20 protein-coding genes are annotated in these 16,830 nt (G+C 43.7%); 6 read left to right on the top strand and 14 right to left on the bottom strand.

What is annotated here, in order from left to right; translation table 11 throughout:
• Positions 1–10: 10 nt before the first annotated feature.
• The 11 genes from cyoE to ISR87_06985 form a co-directional block, all read right to left on the bottom strand.
• A complete protein-coding gene (gene cyoE, locus ISR87_07035; protein MBL7025197.1) occupies positions 11–871 on the bottom strand; it encodes a protoheme IX farnesyltransferase in 861 nt (286 codons plus the stop codon).
• A gap of 353 nt (positions 872–1,224) precedes the next feature.
• On the bottom strand, positions 1,225–2,172 hold the full coding sequence (gene coxB, locus ISR87_07030; GenBank protein MBL7025196.1) for a cytochrome c oxidase subunit II: 948 nt from the start codon (positions 2,170–2,172) through the stop codon (positions 1,225–1,227).
• Positions 2,172–2,462, bottom strand: a complete 291-nt coding sequence (locus tag ISR87_07025) for a cytochrome C oxidase subunit IV family protein (protein ID MBL7025195.1) — start codon at positions 2,460–2,462, stop codon at positions 2,172–2,174. Before ISR87_07025 ends, coxB begins: the two co-directional genes overlap by 1 nt.
• 11 nt (positions 2,463–2,473) lie before the next feature.
• A complete protein-coding gene (locus ISR87_07020; protein MBL7025194.1) occupies positions 2,474–3,133 on the bottom strand; it encodes a cytochrome c oxidase subunit 3 in 660 nt (219 codons plus the stop codon).
• Entirely contained in the window at positions 3,126–4,823 is a 1,698-nt protein-coding gene (locus tag ISR87_07015) for a cbb3-type cytochrome c oxidase subunit I (GenBank protein ID MBL7025193.1), read from the bottom strand. Before ISR87_07015 ends, ISR87_07020 begins: the two co-directional genes overlap by 8 nt.
• A gap of 2 nt (positions 4,824–4,825) precedes the next feature.
• Complete coding sequence (locus tag ISR87_07010) at positions 4,826–5,641, bottom strand: SCO family protein (protein ID MBL7025192.1); 816 nt, start codon at positions 5,639–5,641, stop codon at positions 4,826–4,828.
• A 332-nt stretch (positions 5,642–5,973) separates the two neighbouring features.
• The gene (locus ISR87_07005) at positions 5,974–6,153 is read right to left on the bottom strand and encodes a hypothetical protein (protein MBL7025191.1); all 180 of its coding nucleotides are present in this window, start codon (positions 6,151–6,153) and stop codon (positions 5,974–5,976) included.
• A gap of 62 nt (positions 6,154–6,215) precedes the next feature.
• Complete coding sequence (locus ISR87_07000) at positions 6,216–6,686, bottom strand: DUF1456 family protein (GenBank protein ID MBL7025190.1); 471 nt, start codon at positions 6,684–6,686, stop codon at positions 6,216–6,218.
• 51 nt (positions 6,687–6,737) lie between these two features.
• Positions 6,738–7,202: a superoxide dismutase, Ni gene (locus tag ISR87_06995; GenBank protein MBL7025189.1), complete on the bottom strand. Its 465-nt coding sequence runs from the start codon at positions 7,200–7,202 to the stop codon at positions 6,738–6,740.
• Between the two features lie 34 nt (positions 7,203–7,236).
• Positions 7,237–8,049: a nucleotidyltransferase domain-containing protein gene (locus ISR87_06990; GenBank protein ID MBL7025188.1), complete on the bottom strand. Its 813-nt coding sequence runs from the start codon at positions 8,047–8,049 to the stop codon at positions 7,237–7,239.
• Between the two features lie 96 nt (positions 8,050–8,145).
• Positions 8,146–8,316 carry a hypothetical protein gene (locus tag ISR87_06985; GenBank protein ID MBL7025187.1) on the bottom strand — a complete coding sequence of 57 codons (171 nt, stop codon included), beginning with the start codon at positions 8,314–8,316 and terminating at the stop codon, positions 8,146–8,148.
• 227 nt (positions 8,317–8,543) lie between these two features.
• On the opposite strand from ISR87_06985, the gene ISR87_06980 reads away from it, so the two are divergent.
• The 6 genes from ISR87_06980 to ISR87_06955 all read left to right on the top strand — a co-directional run bounded on the left by ISR87_06980 (position 8,544) and on the right by ISR87_06955 (position 13,779).
• Positions 8,544–10,772: an NADP-dependent isocitrate dehydrogenase gene (locus ISR87_06980; protein MBL7025186.1), complete on the top strand. Its 2,229-nt coding sequence runs from the start codon at positions 8,544–8,546 to the stop codon at positions 10,770–10,772.
• A gap of 213 nt (positions 10,773–10,985) precedes the next feature.
• A complete protein-coding gene (locus ISR87_06975) occupies positions 10,986–11,351 on the top strand; it encodes a winged helix-turn-helix transcriptional regulator (GenBank protein MBL7025185.1) in 366 nt (121 codons plus the stop codon).
• A gap of 43 nt (positions 11,352–11,394) precedes the next feature.
• Positions 11,395–11,802 (top strand): thioredoxin family protein, encoded by a 408-nt coding sequence (locus tag ISR87_06970; protein MBL7025184.1) that lies wholly within the window; start codon positions 11,395–11,397, stop codon positions 11,800–11,802.
• The gene (locus ISR87_06965; GenBank protein ID MBL7025183.1) at positions 11,799–12,497 is read left to right on the top strand and encodes a cytochrome C biogenesis protein; all 699 of its coding nucleotides are present in this window, start codon (positions 11,799–11,801) and stop codon (positions 12,495–12,497) included. Before ISR87_06970 ends, ISR87_06965 begins: the two co-directional genes overlap by 4 nt.
• Before the next feature lie 13 nt (positions 12,498–12,510).
• Positions 12,511–13,527, top strand: coding sequence for a permease (locus ISR87_06960; GenBank protein MBL7025182.1), 1,017 nt, complete (start codon positions 12,511–12,513; stop codon positions 13,525–13,527).
• Positions 13,528–13,539: 12 nt separating this feature from the next.
• The gene (locus ISR87_06955; protein MBL7025181.1) at positions 13,540–13,779 is read left to right on the top strand and encodes a thioredoxin family protein; all 240 of its coding nucleotides are present in this window, start codon (positions 13,540–13,542) and stop codon (positions 13,777–13,779) included.
• Positions 13,780–14,223: 444 nt separating this feature from the next.
• Here the strand turns inward: ISR87_06955 and ISR87_06950 are convergent, their stop codons facing one another.
• Genes ISR87_06950 through ISR87_06940 form a run of 3 tightly spaced genes read right to left on the bottom strand, consistent with a single transcriptional unit; the run spans position 14,224 to position 16,484 of the window.
• Positions 14,224–14,694 carry a GNAT family N-acetyltransferase gene (locus ISR87_06950; protein ID MBL7025180.1) on the bottom strand — a complete coding sequence of 157 codons (471 nt, stop codon included), beginning with the start codon at positions 14,692–14,694 and terminating at the stop codon, positions 14,224–14,226.
• Positions 14,694–15,368: a hypothetical protein gene (locus ISR87_06945; GenBank protein MBL7025179.1), complete on the bottom strand. Its 675-nt coding sequence runs from the start codon at positions 15,366–15,368 to the stop codon at positions 14,694–14,696. The genes ISR87_06950 and ISR87_06945 overlap by 1 nt, the downstream gene beginning before the upstream one ends.
• An 18-nt stretch (positions 15,369–15,386) precedes the next feature.
• A complete protein-coding gene (locus ISR87_06940; GenBank protein MBL7025178.1) occupies positions 15,387–16,484 on the bottom strand; it encodes a Na/Pi symporter in 1,098 nt (365 codons plus the stop codon).
• Positions 16,485–16,830 lie beyond the last annotated feature (346 nt).

The following is a 16,830-nucleotide window of genomic DNA, read 5'->3' as shown; positions in this document are numbered from 1 at the left end:
ACCCGGTTTTTCAGAAATCCATACGGTTTGCAGCCATGCTCACAAACAATACGGGCAGATAAATCAACATGTATCGGAAAAACTGCTTGGCGGTGGCTAGCTGACGATTGCTATAAAATCGGGTGACCATTACTATGGCTCCCATGGTAATGGCGGTGGCAATCATCAAATAGATCGGTCCGGAAACCTTAAAGACAAATGGTACAAAAATCAGGGGGATATTGATCAGGGTATACCAAAGGCTTTGACGGAAAGAGGCATCTTCTCCTGCTACAAAAGGCAATTGTTTACCACCAGCTGCCAGATATTGATCCTTATAGCGGAAGCAAATCACAAAGGTATGAGGGATCTGCCACAGAAAAATCATGAGGGACATCCACAGAATCATCAGGTCAACACCCTGGGTCACAGAATACCATCCGATAAAGGGAAGCAGGGCGCCTGGCAAAGATCCAACCAGAGTGCTCATGGTTGAGCGCGATTTCAGAGGTGTGTAGGTCCAGACATAAAGTCCGCCGCACAGAAATGTAGCCAGTGCTGTCGTGGGATTAATCAATACATATTGTAGCGCTAATCCCAGGGCGAAGAAGACCAGGCCTGCTATAAGAGCGGTCCGGGGGGATATTTGACCAGAGGGAATAGGCCGACCCTGGGTCCGTGTCATTTTTGCATCACCATGACGCTCATAGTATTGATTGAGGGCAAAGGTGGCTCCATTGGCCATGCCCGTAGTGAGAACCAGAATGATGAGGGACGTCCACTGAAATGGCAGGCCCGTTTCATTTAAGGCATACAAATGCGCAAAAACCACCATGAGCATAATCATGGGAATGGGTTTGAGGCGAAAGAGTTGAATATAGGCTTTAAACATACTTAGTCAGCTTTTTGCTTGATATGCGCAAAAACCACCATGAGCATAATCATGGGAATGGGTTTTAGACGAAAGAGTTGGATGTAGGCTTTAAACATGTTTTCTTGGCTTTTCTTAAATCGATCTTGTCCTTATATGGTGATCTTCTTTCGTCTCCTCGAGCGGAGTCGAGAGGTCTTGGTCTTTTGGTCGTCAGGATAAATATTTATCCCTCGACTCCGCTCGGGATGACAGCTCTTGTAGCACGCTCAAGTATCAAGGTGTCATTCTGCTCTTGTGAAGGGCGACCAGCAATAACGTGTAATACTTCGAGAGCCTCAGCAAGACACAATTGGAAATTGCTTTTGAAAACACTATTCAGACAACGTCTTTATGTGGTCAATAATCGCCTGAACTTCATCGGCTGTCAAGGGTAAGGGCGGCATGAGGGGTTGATAGCCCTTCACAATATCTTTTGATGGATCCATAATTGAGGTCTTCAAATAGGCATCATCCACAGTGATTTCCCGTTCTTCGCCATTTGTGACGACCACTTCCGTCTTACCGTATAGCCCTTTAAACGAAGGTCCTATCAATTTTGTGCCGTCGCTGCTGTGACAGGCAAAGCAAGCTTTAGATGTAATCAAAGCCAGGCCCGGGTTTTCGGCCTGCTGTTTTATAAAACCTGCGGATTGTTCATCAAGCCAGGCCTGATAATCAGGTTTGGTAAGTACATGGACCTTGGTAATCATCTGGGCGTGGTTTAAACCGCAATATTCAGCGCAGAACAGATCAAAATCACCAATCTGGCTGGCTTCAAACCAGGTGTAATTGTCCTTTGCCCCGGCGGCTTTGGGAACCACATCCATTTTCACTCGAAAGGCCGGGATGTAAAAGGAGTGGATCACATCAACAGAGTGTAGCGGCAAGTAAATTGGCGTATCAGCAGGAACCGTAAGACCCTGGGCTGTGTTTTGCTCCAGACCGTTGGGGTAGGTAAACTTCCACCACCACATGCCGGCGTCTACCTTTATTTCCATGGCGTCTTCAGGTACATTTCTCATTTTGAGAAAACCCTGCATGCCGAAATAAAAAATAAACATCACCAATATCGTTGGGATGATGGTCCAGACAATCTCAAGGCCTGTATGCCCTTCAAGATTTGAAGGTGTGGGATTGTTTTTACGGCTGTATTTAATGACACTGAATATCATAAAGCCGGTAATACCCACCAAACAGAGAATGGATATCATAAAAATGAGATAGAAGGTAAAGTCTACATCCTGATTAAAAACTGAGGCTGGATTATAGTTTACATTCATTAGATCACCCGGAAGCTGTAGTCTGAAAAAGTCAGGACAAAAATGGCGAGGAGGGTGAAAAAGGCGACACCCAAAAAGAGTTTAAAGATCAGGGGTTCGTGATTCAAGTGCATAAAGAAATAGAGTACCAGAGCCGCTTTTATTGAGGCCACTGCCATGGCGATCAACAGGGCGCCAGTATTGCCCACATCTAAACCAGACAGCAACACTGTTGCAATGGTCAGGAAAATAAGGGCTGCAAAAACCATGATGGGAATGCGTGGACTTAAAGTTTGTTCATGAGTATTCATTGTCATACCCCCTAAGCTACCAGATAGTAAAGTGGAAAGAGAAAAATCCAGATCACATCAACGAGATGCCAGTAAAGCCCGCAGCGTTCTAAAACACCATGGTTGTCCTGGTTAATTGAACCTTTTGATATCCAAAAAAAGACGATCAACATCCATATCGCACCAATAATGATGTGCAGGGCATGGGTTCCTGTCATAATAAAATAGAGCCCAAAGAAAAGGACCTGCCCAACCGGGAGCATTTCTTCTCCAGGCGTCAGGAGGGGAGAGCCGTGACCGGCGGCAATACCCCTAGCTGTCTGTAAAAACAGATGGTGCTCAAATTTAGCACTCCATTCAAAACCCTTAATAACCAGGAAGGCCATTCCCAGAGCGATTGTGACCAACAAGAGGGTCTTGGCCAGCTTTACGGAACCCTTTTTTAAGGCATCCAAAGACAGAACCATGGTCAAACTGCTGGTGAGCAGAATGATGGTGTTCACCGTGCCGATTCCTGTATTCAGGCTTTCGGCTGCCCGTTTGAAGTCTTCCAGGTGTGAAGACCTGTATACGGCATAAACCAGAAAAAAGGCGGCAAACAGGAAGAGTTCTGTATAAAGGAAAAGCCAGAACCCCAGGCGGGTCCCTTCATCATCTCTATGGTGCTCAATGGGATGTGCTATATCAGACATGATTCGCTCCTGCAGATGTGCCTGCTTTGACTTCGCCGCAGAAGGCTTCATAGTCATAGGGGTCCCGAGTGATCTCTACATCTTCTTCAAAATTGAACAGGGTTGGGGGGGTCGCTGTCTGCCATTCCAGGGTTGATGAGTTCCAGGGGTTGACTTCAGTGGTTCTTTTGCCCTTCAGAAGCGCATGGATCCAGACCGCCAACACCAGAATCACACCGGTGACCAAAATCCAGGAGCCAATGGTTGATGCCAGTTGAAGGCTGTTAAATATTGGCATGTCTGGATAGGTGTGATAGCGTCTGGGCATACCGAAATAGCCCAATACCAACATGGGGAAATACAGGGCATTAAAACCAATAAACATGAATGCGAATGCCGTTTTGGCCCATTTCATGGAATACATTTTCCCGAACATCTTTGGGAAATAGTGGAAAATACCACCGATAAGTCCAAATGCAGCTCCACCGAACATGGTGTAATGGAAGTGAGCCACAACAAAATCAGTATCATGGAGATGAATGTCTGTGGACAGAGACCCCAGGAACATTCCAGTAAGACCACCAATACTGAAGTTGAAGATAAAGGCCAGGGCAAACAACATGGCGGGGGTCAGGGTAATTGACCCCTTGTATAGGGTTGCGGTCCAGTTAAAGACCTTAATCGCCGTTGGAATGGCCACAAAAAAGGTGAGAAATGAAAACAGAATGGCCGCAAAGTCTGACATCCCAGTTGTAAACATGTGATGGGCCCAGAGTAAATAACCCACCCCGGCAATACTACAGGATGCGATGGCGATACTCTTGTATCCAAAAATCGGTTTCTGGCTATTGGTTGGGATAATCTCACTCACCAACCCCATGGACGGCAGAATCATGATATAGACCGCCGGATGTGAGTATATCCAGAAAAGATGCTGAAACAGAATAGGATCACCACCCTTGGATGGGTCAAAAAAGCCAACAGGCATGATGCGTTCAATGACGATCATGAGCAGGGTAATTCCCACGACGGGAGTTGCCAGAACCTGAAGCCAGGATGTGGCATATATGGACCAGGTGAACAGGGGCATTTTGAAATAGCCCATGCCTTTGGCCCGCATTCTGTGAACGGTAACAATAAAATTGATACCGGTTAGGATGGTACCCCAGCCTAAAATGAAGGCGGCGGTGAGCATCCAGGAAATAGAATCAAACACAACCCCAAAGATGGAAATTGTTTTTGTATTGATAGAGTAGGGAGGGGTGAATGTCCAGCCTGTGTCGGCCCCTCCAAGAAGAATGCCCACAACAGCCATTATTGCGCCGAGCAAATACAGCCAGAATGAGAGCAGGTTGACACGTGGAAATGCAACATCTTTGGCTCCTATCTGTAGAGGCAGAAAGAAATTACCAAGAACTGCTGGTGCACCTGGAACAATGAACAGAAAAATCATGATAATGGCATGCAGGGTAAAAAAACTGCCATACAATTCGGCCGGAATAATCTCCCAACCCGAAGAAGCGGGGTACATTTTCTGGAGTTTCATAACGAATCCCAGACATACTGCGATAAAGAAAAAGGAGAACATGGCCACAGCATACATGATGCCGATGCGCTTATGGTCAGTAGACATAAACCAGCTCATGAAACCGCTGGTCCATTTGGGACTGGTGTGGCTATTCAAATAGCTCTGACGGGGAGTCGTTTCCATGTTTAAGCGCCCTTCGTTTCAAGTTCTGGGGTTTTCTTTTTCCTGTTAAGCAGCACTGAAAGAATCACAACGGTAAACAGGATGGAGAACAGTATAATTGCGCCTGTAACTTTCAGGAAATTGAAGTAGTAGCCCCGGCCTTCAGGTTCTTCGGCAAAACAAAACTTCACAATTTTTTTGACGGTGGGTGCCCATTTTCCCTCCATGGCATTGGTCACAGAAACCATGATTTCTACGGGGAGAAAGGACAATCCGCGGATATAGCGGGAAATAATACCGCTTGGTGATAAAATGATCAGAGATGAGGCATGCATAAACCCTTCAGCTTCATCTGGAGCATATTTAAAACCCACTTGTTGTGTCAAGGTTCGGATGGTGGCAGAGTCGGCTGTTAGAAATCTGAATGACGATTCTGGAATATTGGTTTTGCCCTGAAAAAGATTGAAATAGGATTGCTTCTTAAGGGCGGCAATCTCATGATCTTCTTTGGGATCAAAGCTCACAGCAACCACATTGTATTTATCGCCCGGTAAAAATGCTGAGGGAGATTGATTAATCACATCAACGATGGCGTTGAGAAAAGGATTGCATATGGATGTGCAATTGTAGTAGACCAGGGCCAGAATCGTGGGTCGGCCCTCACTGGCTTCTGGCAGGGTAATGGATTGACCGGTTTCGTCAAAAAAACTTAACTCCAGATCAACTTTTTGCCCCAAAAAGGTATCATCAATCCCGATTTCAGGTTGTGTTTTTATCTCATCTGAGAACACCAAGGTGCTCAGGATTAGACTTATCATCATTAATTGTTTGAATAGCATGTTCACCCCAGTCAAAATAAACTCATACTTCATGTTACAGACCATTGATGATAGTTTTAGTCACCATCCATTGCAAGCAGGAAATTTGCCAGAAGTACTATTTGTTTGTGTTTATTAAGCTTGTGGTTTTCCGGATGGCACCGCATTCATTCTACGCAATAATCAATCCCTGGCTAAAGAAAAAAAACAGAGGGCTGGGATGTTTATCTTGAATAGGCCTGCTGATAGTCGATGAGACCCAGCTTGTAGGCGCGATGGATGAGCGGCCATTCATCTCGTCTGGCGAAAAACAGCGTGGTGTAATTTCTCTGTATCTGGCTTCCGTGGAATAGTTAGTGCTCAAGCCTTGCCAGACCCTCTGGGTTTGTAACTCCCCCCAGATAGAAATCGACATTCTTGCGAACGGTCAATTCTACAGTCGATGTGAGCAACCCCAAAACATCATCAATGTCTGTTTTTGAGCCTCGTCGACATTTCTCAATAATCTGGTTAAGCTTTGCGCGTTCTATCAAGACTATACTCCTGGCTGAATGGGCACTGTTTTTTTTTGTGCGCCCTCTCATTGGATTTATTCCTACTGGTCTGGAGTTTCCCGATATTTTATCTGCATCCCGTTGAGAAAATTGCGCAGAATCTGATCTCTCAAGGGTCGGTAATGCTTGTGGTCAGGTTTGCGGAAAAAAGCGCTTAGCTCATATTTACTTACCTTTAAATCTGCTAAAGCCAACACATCCAGAACTTCTTCGCCCTTCAGGTTCAGGGCTATCTGAAGTTTTTTTAATATCACATTGTTGGTCAGTTTTTGCTCCGGTTTTGGTATGGGTCCATCTTTTTTACCACGCATCTCAATAATGAGTCCGTTCAGGAAAGCGGCCAGCTCATCATCATAAAAGACTTTATAGGCCGGATCTTCTTCACGTTTTAGCCAATCACGGATTTCTGCCCGGGTGACTTTGTGCTCAGCCTGGGCAAAAATGGATATCATTTTAGAATCGCTAAAGTCATAGATGTATCGAATTCTTCTTAGAATGTCATTTTTAGTCATGTCGCATCCATCTCAGGCAGTGTTTAAACCCCAGCTGCACATACGGTCTATTTAGTGTTTATGTTCTGGATAATAGGCTTCCAGGACAGAGATACTCTTCTTGAGCGCTTTGGCTGATTCCATGTCTGCGTTTTGTTTGGCTTTCATGGCGGCCAGGATCACAGCATGGTGATGTTTCAGCCTCTCATCATAATCTTTTTGAGACGGCTTCACCCGCTGGGTAAGAAAATAATTGCTGATGGTCTCAATAATTTTCTGGGCATGGTCTTCCTTGTTCATGACCCAACGCACCATCTGATTTTGAGATTGAACATCTGTTTTTCCGGCAAGCTCGATCATCTCGTTGACGGATTTTTCCACGGTGGCTGCATCTTCCAGCATGGATAGAAGCCTGGCATAATCATCATAGATTCCACAGGGAATCTGACAGTGAGCCTGGACTGGTTGGGGCAAAATAAATCCAGCGCTTAGCATTATGGTCAGGGCAAGCAGTATGCTTCTGTATGTTTTACTCATGGTGGGTTCCTTTTGTTTTCACTTGGCGCTGAAATTAACTCAACTGGGCTTCAATTTGACTTAGGTAATCAACGACCTGTTTTTCCAGTGTTTGATTTCCCTGGGTTTCTCTCAAATCACGATAAAGACCTATGCTCTCCTGGAGTGCGCGCAGACAGTCCCTGGCATCATACACAGCCAGGGTCTTTTTCAGTTTTTTTAATTCCTCCTGGCTGGCATGAAATTCCAGTTTTCGAAGTCCTTGTGGGCGGGCTTCACTTTTCTCCAAAATCAGGGGGCCAAATATATTGGCCCGCATAAAACCAATTGATTCAACGGCTTCAAATATCTCTCCGCGACCAATTTTTGTAGCGGTATAGTGAACCCAGATCCAAAATCGTTTTTCGATCCATTCCTTGTCTGGCCGGGGAAATTCGGCCGGTGTTAGATTGATCTGGCTGCTAATCAAATCCTCTCGCTCCCACAGGACCATTGGATTCTCGACCTTATCTGCAATATCGTCCATGGATATAAATTTAAAATCGACATGAAGCAGGGGTGGTCCAAAGAGACAAATGAGCAAGCGTGGTTCCCCTACGTGTTCTCCTGTAAAGCTTTCCAGAAGCGCTCCCATCTTCTGTACAATGTTGGTCCGCTCTGTCATGACGGATTGATAGTGTTGGGGATCGATATAAACCACCAGATCCAGATCGCTAAATTCATCTATGGCGCCCAGCAAAAAGGACCCGCCAACTGCAACCCCTTGGATGCGTGGGTCCGTTTTTAGTATGGGGACTGCATTTTCAATAAAGTCTCTATGGGAATCTGGAAGATTTTCCCGTGATTTATGGTCCGGTGATGCTTGCATGTGGGTGGGTGCCAGAGGGTGGGCGGTCTGGGTTTAGCGCTTCCCGGTCTTGGGTGTGGGTAGGAGAAATGTCATCTTGGGAGTATTGACTCCTGTCTAATTTTCTGAGGGCGCTTCTGAAGATTCTTCTTCGGTGGTCTCTGGCGTTTCGCCATCGAGCTTTTGCTGTAGCTTTGCTTCTTCTTTAAGTTTCTTCTTCTCTTCTTTTTTCTTCTTTTTTGCCAGGTCTCTCTGGTGTTTTGCAAAAGCGTAATTTGGCTTGGCCATTAATTCTCCTTTTAAAAGTATTGACTAAAAAGCTCTTCTTCTGTAGAGCGTCTTAACCTAAGGTCGTGTTGATCTCTGACAAAACACAAAGGTCAAAAATATTCGTTCCTTTTTATCATTTATTGCGTTGAAATAATTTTGCATTGGGTCTTCACCATTTATTTTCACGCACAGAATTTTGTTTTTTTAACTGCTCCAAGCGGAAACGCTATAAACAAAGGATTACCATGCCCTCAGCAAAGATTATCTGGACCAAAATTGATGAAGCACCTGCCCTGGCCACCTACGCACTTTTGCCCGTAGTTCAGGCTTACACAAAAAACACCGGTATTGTTATTGAAGTCAGTGATATCTCATTGGCGGGTCGGATCATCGCTCTTTTCCCTGACAATCTCGCTGAATCGCAAAAGCAGGTGGATGCCCTGACTGCCCTTGGCGAGCTCACCCAATCCCCTGATGCCAATATTGTCAAGCTGCCCAACATCAGCGCCTCTATACCTCAGCTTCAGGCTGCCATCAAAGAGCTTCAGCAAAAAGGGTGCGATATTCCTGATTATCCTGAAGAACCAAAAAACGATGCGGAAAGGGCCTTGCAATTGCGCTTTACCAAAGTCTTGGGTTCAGCTGTAAATCCTGTGCTTCGTGAAGGCAATTCTGACCGCCGGGCAGCTGCTTCAGTAAAGCGCTTTGCCCAAAGCAACCCCCATCGCATGATGAAGCCATGGCCAGAAAACGGATCCATGACTCGGGTTGCTCACATGACTGAGAAAGATTTTTACGGTACTGAAAAATCCAAAACCATGGATGATGACGAAGTTGTTTCAATCGAGTTTGCTGATCCCTCTGGTGCCAAAACGATCTTGAAAAGTGGACTGGTCCTGCAAAAAGGTGAGGTTATTGATACTTCCGTCATGAACGTGAAAGCCTTGAGGGCTTTTTATGCCAGAACCATTAATGAAGCTAAAAATGAAGGTGCTCTTCTTTCTCTACACTTAAAGGCCACCATGATGAAGATCTCTGACCCCATCATGTTCGGACATGCTGTTTCTGTTTACTACGGGAAAGCACTGGATAAATATACTGCAGAGCTAAAGGAGATTGGGGCCAACATCAATAACGGTCTCGCAGATGTGGAAGACAAGCTGGATCGTTTATCTCCAGGCAAAAAGGCTCAGATTGAAGCAGATATCGCTGATGTTTATAATGAACAGCCTGCTCTGGCCATGGTGGATTCTCGAAAGGGTATTACCAACCTGCACGTGCCCAACAATGTGATCATTGATGCCTCCATGCCAAATGTGGTCCGGGATGGTGGAAAAATGTGGAACAATGATGATGCTCTGCAGGACACCATCGCCATGATTCCAGATCGTAGCTACGCCACCATTTATTATGAAATTATTGAAGACTGCAAAATCAACGGACAACTCGATCCATCCACAATGGGAAGTGTATCAAACGTTGGACTCATGGCTCAAAAGGCTGAAGAATATGGTTCCCACGATAAAACCTTTGAGGCTCCTGGTGAAGGTGTTATTCGGGTAGTTGATGCTGCTGGAACCTCTCTTTTGGAACAGGCTGTTGAATCTGGCGATATATTCAGAATGTGTCAGGCCAAAGACGCCCCCATCCAGGATTGGGTGAAATTGGCAGTCACCCGCGCCAGGGCAAGCGGCTCTCCAGCTATTTTCTGGCTGGATGAAAATCGTGGTCATGATGCTGAAATTATTAAGAAGGTCAATCTATATATCCAGGACCATGATCTCGACGGACTTGATCTTCAGATTTTAAAACCGGTGGATGCCATGACATGTTCTCTCAAGCGAGTGCGGCGAGGAGAAGATACCATATCCGTGACTGGCAATGTGCTTCGGGATTATCTCACTGATTTGTTTCCTATTCTTGAATTGGGCACCAGTGCACGCATGCTTTCCATTGTCCCCTTGATGAAGGGTGGCGGTTTGTTTGAAACAGGCGCGGGTGGTTCTGCTCCGAAACACGTTCAACAGTTTTTACAAGAGGGTCATTTACGCTGGGATTCTCTGGGTGAATACTGTGCTCTCGTACCGTCTTTTGAACAGATTGCCCGGACCAGCGGAAACACCAAGGCAACCGTCCTGGCTGAAACTTTAGATGAGGCCATCAGTACCTATCTTGAAAACGCAAAATCTCCTTCTCGAAAAGTGAATGAACTGGACAATCGTGGCAGTACTTTTTATCTGGCCCTGTATTGGGCGCAGGCTTTAGCTGCTCAGGATAGGGACACTGAACTAAAGGCGCGCTTTCTTACCCTGTCTCAAGAATTGGCTGAGAGTGAATCCAAAATCGCCCAAGAGTTGATCAATGCCCAGGGTGAGGCTGTAGATATTGGCGGATATTTCAAACCAGATGAGGCCAAAACAGCTGCATCGATGCGTCCCAGTCAGACATTGAATCGGATTCTGGAGTCCATATAATTTCTGCCTGAAAGATTGTTGTAATTAAAAGGGTGTAGCGTGCTGCACCCTTTTTTGGTTTGCCCAATCGTTATCTGGTGAACAGGATTGGGTAGGGACGCATTACAATACATCCCTACTGTCCCTGCCTATACCCCATTTTTATAGAAGAAAACCGTTGGGAATGAATCAATGTCAGCTATATTTCGTCAGATAACGAAATGGAGTATAACAATGAGATCTACCACCAACCTATACAAGGCGCTGTCAGATACCAATCGTCTGCGGATCCTTATGATGTTAAAAGAGAAATCTTTGTGTGTCTGTGAGATCGTGGATATACTCGAACTGGCAAATTCTACGGTATCAAAACATCTGTCCATTCTGCGCAATGCCAACCTGGTCATGGATGAGAAAAGTGGTCGCTGGGTAAATTACCGCATCGCCAGACCTGAAGAATCAGAAGATATTGACTTTGTACTTGGTCATCTAGGACAACAACTGAAGAATGAAAACCTGGTGCTGCGTGATAGGGAAAAGCTCAGCGAAGTGGATCGATTCGCCATTTGCGCGCCGTCTGACCAGCCAGTCACTAAATAAAAGCGCTTCACCATTTTCAAAAAACAAATTAAGGGGAAATCGCATGTGTCGGGGGTTTTTTATTGCTGCAGGTATGATCATCGGGCTGGTTTTGACCACCTGTTCAACGGAGACAGTGGAATCAAAGTTACCAAAACTACCTGTTGATCCAATTATCACATTTATTGAACTGGGGTCTGTCAGATGCATACCATGCAAAAAGATGCAACCCGTGATGGCATCTATTGAAAAGAAATATGGCGGGCAGATCAAAGTCGTTTTCTATGATGTCTGGGAGGCAGATCAAAAACATTATGCTTCACAATATGATATTAAACTTATCCCCACGCAGATCTTTCTTGACTCGACAGGTTCAGAGTTCATGCGGCACGAGGGTTATTTTCCAGAAGCAGACATAGATTCACTCTTGGTCCGTTATGGTTTAATCGCTAACCCGGTTATGGATAAATGATCACTCCTTTCGATACGCTCACGCAGGCGGTTTCTGGTCAATTCGCCTTGGCCGTGGCAGCTTCCTTTGCTTGGGGGGTTTTAAGTATTCTTTTAAGCCCCTGCCATCTGACCAGCGTTCCCCTGGTTGTCGGCTATATTTCCAGACAGAATGAAGCAACTGGAAGGCATGGTTCGTTGTTGGGCTTGACCTTCGCCATGGGACTTCTGGTTTCCATTACTTTGATTGGCGTTATAACGGCCGCCATGGGACGGCTCATGGGTGATGTCGGCATGTGGGGTATGTGGTTGGGGGCAACCCTGCTTATTGTGTTTGGTTTATATCTTATGGATATCATTAACCTCAACTGGTCTTGGTTGAGAATGCCTGCGATAGAACGAGCCGGCTATTCAGGTGCCCTCTTGCTGGGGCTTGTTTTTGGTGTTGGGCTTGGCCCCTGTACTTTTGCCTTTCTTGCCCCGGTATTAAGTGTGGTAATTCCAATGGCCCAAGCGTCTTTTTTTAAGGCTGTTATTATCATTCTTGCGTTTGGTGTGGGTCACAGTATAGTCTATGTCGCTGGCGGGGGATTGACGGCACTCATTATCCGCTACATCAACTGGTCCGGGAATAATCGTGGTCCGGTTTACGTAAAAAGATTTCTGGGGTTTCTGGTTTTTTTAAGTGGCGTTTATTTTGGATATGCCACCATCTAATGAGGTGCTATAGATGTTAACTAAATATCGATGGTGGTTGTTTTTCTTACTGTTGCCCGTTTGGGTTCTGCTCTATTCCAACTTGTTGGCTTTCGCAGATTTTGTCGTTTCATTGTTACCGGTCGATCCTGCGAGTCATCTGGGTGAAGCCCTGACTTTCTTTTTTTATGACGCGCCTAAAGTCCTCTTGCTGCTCTCTGCTGTTGTCTTTGTGATGGGAATAATCAATACCTGGTTTACTCCTGAACGGACGCGTGCCCTGCTGGCCGGGCGCTCTCTGGGTCTAGCCAATATTCTGGCAGCCTCTCTGGGGGTTGTAACTCCTTTTTGTTCCTGCTCAGCCGTTCCACTCTTTATCGGTTTTGTACAAGCCGGTGTGCCTCTGGGGGTGACGTTTTCATTCCTTATAGCAGCTCCCATGGTGAACGAAATAGCTTTAACTCTGTTGTTCGGTTTATTTGGCTGGAAAATCGCCACGCTGTATCTCGGTCTTGGGCTTGGGGTTGCCATTTTTGGTGGTTTGCTACTGGGTCGTCTCAATCTTGAAAAGTATCTGGAACAATGGGTTCAGGATATTCCAACGAAACAGCTTTCCTTCGAGTCTGAGAAGATATCCTTTTCCCAGAGACTTATAGCCGGTTCTCTTGCTGTAAAAGATGTGGTGGGGAAGGTCTGGTTATACATTTTATTGGGAATCGGGGTGGGCGCATTTATACATGGCTATGTCCCGGAAAATTTTATGGCTTCCTTTATGGGTAAGGATGCCTGGTGGTCTGTTCCCCTGGCGGTGCTCATCGGGATCCCCATGTACAGTAGTGCTGCAGGAATTATTCCTGTAGTACAGGCGCTTTTGGCCAAAGGTGCAGCTCTGGGAACAGCTCTGGCCTTTATGATGAGCGTGGTGGCTTTATCTTTTCCGGAGATGATAATTTTGCGTAAGGTTTTAACCATACGGTTGATTGGTATTTTTATCAGTATTGTCGCAACTGGCATACTGTTCGTTGGTCTTGTTTTCAATCTGGTATTATAGGAGCATAGTGATATGTTAAATGTAAAAGTTTTAGGCGGTGGATGTTCAAACTGTAAGGTCACTTATAGTCTTATAGAGAAAGTTGCACGTGAAAGAGGGGTTGATATTGCATTAGAAAAAATTGAAGACATTCAAGATATCATGGCTTACGATGTTATGTCGACTCCTGGAGTTGTTATAGAAGAGACCGTGGTCCACAGGGGTGGCGTTCCATCTCGCTCCCAAGTCGAAGCCTGGTTTTCAAAGGGCTAAATCTTTATCTTTTTTCCACTTTGTTTATGCGGGAGAAAAGAAGCTTTATTCCTCAGATCATTAAACTATAACTGTCTATCTTTTCTATCAAACTAGATCAATTACCTTGCTAAAATTCTATTAAATACAAAGTTGATTTTTCTCTCCGTTTTTCCTTTTTGTCTAATTACATATTTTTTAGCATCCATCCTTTTATCTTCAGAACAAACAATGTCCTGTCTGTGTTTATTTTGTATTGCCACTTTATATTCGTTTCACACCAAGTCTCTTCATTAGGTCTGTAGACCAGCACTTCCTAAAGCCTAGGGGTGATATTTGGCTGCTTATGGTTGCGCAATATATTGTGTGATTGATGTGGTTTTTTCAGAGACTTATGAATACCGGTTTAATCTTGAGCCCTGTTTCAGGGGAAAACTGTTTTAGGCTGAATAAGCCGGGGGGTGGTTAGGGGTTCTTTGTAGGCTTGCTGTACTCAAATAGTTGATAGTTTGATTTTTCCATGCCCAATCTTGAATAGACTTTTTGTGCTTTTTCATTGTTGTTGTCAACGTACAGTCTTATTCCGACTATTTCTTCCGATTCATCAACCTGAGTTTTAACAAACTTATACATATGTTTATATAAACCTTTTTGTCTATATTCCTTGTGAACAAAGACACTTTGGATCCACCAGAATAGACCGTTTCGCCAGTCGCTCCATTCATATGTAATCATGAGACAAGCTCGTACAATCCCATCGATTTCACAAACGATGTAGAAGCCCTTCGATGGGTTGCTGAATATCGCCTCAACGCCTGCTTTTAATACTTCGCTATTAAGAGAGATGTTCTCAGTTTCCAGAGCCATGGCCTGGTTAAAGCTAACGATGCTGGGAATATCCTCGCTGACCGCCCAGCGGATAGTTTGTTTTGACATTACTTCATCTTTTTTGGTCTGAATCCGATACGGTCGTAAGGATTTATCACACTTGATATGATATTACGCAGGTGCGCATTAATGCGTTTGAGGTATCTGAAATATAGAACAAGAATTGCTACACTGGCGGTGTCCAGTTCTTCTTCGTTGCTTACTATTAGTTCTTCAATATGCTTATCACAAGTCCTGCCAATCTCTCGAGTCTCCGAATATATTTGAAGTGCTTTGTTTTCATCCCCTGTTTCAATACACTCAGGAGCCTCTTTAAACATCCTTTTGATAGCTGCTTCGATTTCGTGAAGTATTTCTTTCCTTTTTTTACCTTTAATTTCGTCTGGGTGCATTTCTGTAAGATCAACGATATTTTTTATATAATCGCCTATTCGTTCGACATCTACAATTACAGTTGATAAAACTAATCCTGCTGCCAGACTCTCATTACCCTGTACAGTTAGATGAGTTATAACTTTTCTTCTGATATCTCTTTCATATTTATTTATTAGCTTGTCCTTTTTAAATATGAGTTTTTGAACTGTGCTACGGTTATCTCCCCAAAGCGCATCAACAGCATCATTGAACATTTCTGCATCAATGTTTATTGCTTCGTAGGTTAAGTCCCAAGCCTCATTGAGCAAGTTATCGCTGGACCAAAGGTTTTTGATTTCATTCCACATATACTGACCTCTATTTTTTTAGAAAAACACTATAAATATTATTGGTATAAAATATATCATTGAGTAGAGAGACAAAAATATAATCAAATTCTTTTTAGATAAAGATACATACTCACTTGCTTTTTCAGCTAAAGTGATGGGAATAAATTTTAATGGGTAGAAAATCAAAATTCCAAAAACATTAAAAACCAGATGTGCAAATGACGCTGTTACTGCTACTGGGTTCCCCGTAGCTAGGGCTGCTAGTAACGCAGTACCCGTTGTACCTATGTTGGCTCCCATTGTGTAGGGAAATATTTTTCGCAAACTGACTATACCAGCACCTGCTAGAGGTACGATAAGTGATGTGGTAACAGAGCTGCTCTGTACGATGAAGGTCATGCCCATTCCCCAGGTCATACCCATAAGGTCATTTTTAAATAGATATTTATTTATAATTACCTCAATTTTATCAACCACTAAGGATCTAATTGTTTTTATTAGTAAACCTAAAGCAGCAAACATACCTATAATCGAAATTATCATGAGTATAATATCATTATATGGAACGTTTGTAAATATGGAATCTATGAAATTGATAACTGGGTTTAGTATAGCCTTTAAAGGATTAAATAATTTCATTCCTCCAACACCTTCGAATTTCTCATCTAAAAACAGTGCCACTTTTTGAATGAAATGAAATTTCAATTCCAGGGGAAATAAAACTATAACTGCACAAATATTAAAAAAATCGTGAACGATTCCAGCAGCAAAAGCTCTTTTAAATTCCGCTTTTCTTCCGATGTGTCCTATAGATACAAGTGTATTTGTGACAGTTGTTCCAATGTTGGCCCCCATGATTATGGGGATAGCATTTTCCAAATTTACAACTCCACCTGCAACCAAACCTACTACAATGGATGTTGTGGTCGAAGAGCTCTGAATTAGTGATGTAGCGACAATTCCAATGATGAGTCCCGTAAAGGGGTTGGAAGTCGTTTGTAACATTGCCTCAGCAAATTCTTTACCGAAAAGCTTAAAACTATGACCTAGAAGATTTATCGTCAGGAGGAACAGATAAATCGTAACTATTACAGTTAAAATCTTAATTATCTTCTGGCGTGTTTCCTGGTTCAAAATTTCCCTCTTTTTTTACAAAAACAAATATGAGAGCTTGATTATTTTTAATAAAATATCGGGAGCAATATAGTGTTTATATTTCCAGATACTTCAGTCGAATTATTTGGATAATGAGAAAATCAATTATATAATTTTATAGTGTTGCACAAATGTACACTATAGATAATCTCAATATCTTTTTATTTCCCAATAATTTGGGAAATAAAAAGCGTTTCGAATCACAGATTAAACAGGTAATTTTCACTTTGAGCGTCTTTAAATGCAAATCCTATATGCACAAAAGTGCATTATTTATATTCACAACCAGATATTTTTAACGACCAAAAGGTCGGTTATATACTAT

This window comes from Candidatus Neomarinimicrobiota bacterium (genome assembly GCA_016784545.1).
GTDB lineage: Bacteria > Fidelibacterota > UBA8477 > UBA8477 > JABMPR01 > JABMPR01.
This window is presented reverse-complemented; position numbering and strand designations above follow the sequence as displayed.

Bases quoted from the DNA above. Each gene is read 5' to 3' on its own strand.
- cyoE (MBL7025197.1), bottom strand. From the start codon at position 871: ATGTTTAAAGCCTATATTCAACTCTTTCGCCTCAAACCCATTCCCATG.
- coxB (MBL7025196.1), bottom strand. From the start codon at position 2,172: ATGAATGTAAACTATAATCCAGCCTCAGTTTTTAATCAGGATGTAGAC.
- ISR87_07025 (MBL7025195.1), bottom strand. From the start codon at position 2,462: ATGAATACTCATGAACAAACTTTAAGTCCACGCATTCCCATCATGGTT.
- ISR87_07020 (MBL7025194.1), bottom strand. From the start codon at position 3,133: ATGTCTGATATAGCACATCCCATTGAGCACCATAGAGATGATGAAGGG.
- ISR87_07015 (MBL7025193.1), bottom strand. From the start codon at position 4,823: ATGGAAACGACTCCCCGTCAGAGCTATTTGAATAGCCACACCAGTCCC.
- ISR87_07010 (MBL7025192.1), bottom strand. From the start codon at position 5,641: ATGCTATTCAAACAATTAATGATGATAAGTCTAATCCTGAGCACCTTG.
- ISR87_07000 (MBL7025190.1), bottom strand. From the start codon at position 6,686: ATGACTAAAAATGACATTCTAAGAAGAATTCGATACATCTATGACTTT.
- ISR87_06995 (MBL7025189.1), bottom strand. From the start codon at position 7,202: ATGAGTAAAACATACAGAAGCATACTGCTTGCCCTGACCATAATGCTA.
- ISR87_06990 (MBL7025188.1), bottom strand. From the start codon at position 8,049: ATGCAAGCATCACCGGACCATAAATCACGGGAAAATCTTCCAGATTCC.
- ISR87_06985 (MBL7025187.1), bottom strand. From the start codon at position 8,316: ATGGCCAAGCCAAATTACGCTTTTGCAAAACACCAGAGAGACCTGGCA.
- ISR87_06980 (MBL7025186.1), top strand. From the start codon at position 8,544: ATGCCCTCAGCAAAGATTATCTGGACCAAAATTGATGAAGCACCTGCC.
- ISR87_06975 (MBL7025185.1), top strand. From the start codon at position 10,986: ATGAGATCTACCACCAACCTATACAAGGCGCTGTCAGATACCAATCGT.
- ISR87_06970 (MBL7025184.1), top strand. From the start codon at position 11,395: ATGTGTCGGGGGTTTTTTATTGCTGCAGGTATGATCATCGGGCTGGTT.
- ISR87_06965 (MBL7025183.1), top strand. From the start codon at position 11,799: ATGATCACTCCTTTCGATACGCTCACGCAGGCGGTTTCTGGTCAATTC.
- ISR87_06960 (MBL7025182.1), top strand. From the start codon at position 12,511: ATGTTAACTAAATATCGATGGTGGTTGTTTTTCTTACTGTTGCCCGTT.
- ISR87_06955 (MBL7025181.1), top strand. From the start codon at position 13,540: ATGTTAAATGTAAAAGTTTTAGGCGGTGGATGTTCAAACTGTAAGGTC.
- ISR87_06950 (MBL7025180.1), bottom strand. From the start codon at position 14,694: ATGTCAAAACAAACTATCCGCTGGGCGGTCAGCGAGGATATTCCCAGC.
- ISR87_06945 (MBL7025179.1), bottom strand. From the start codon at position 15,368: ATGTGGAATGAAATCAAAAACCTTTGGTCCAGCGATAACTTGCTCAAT.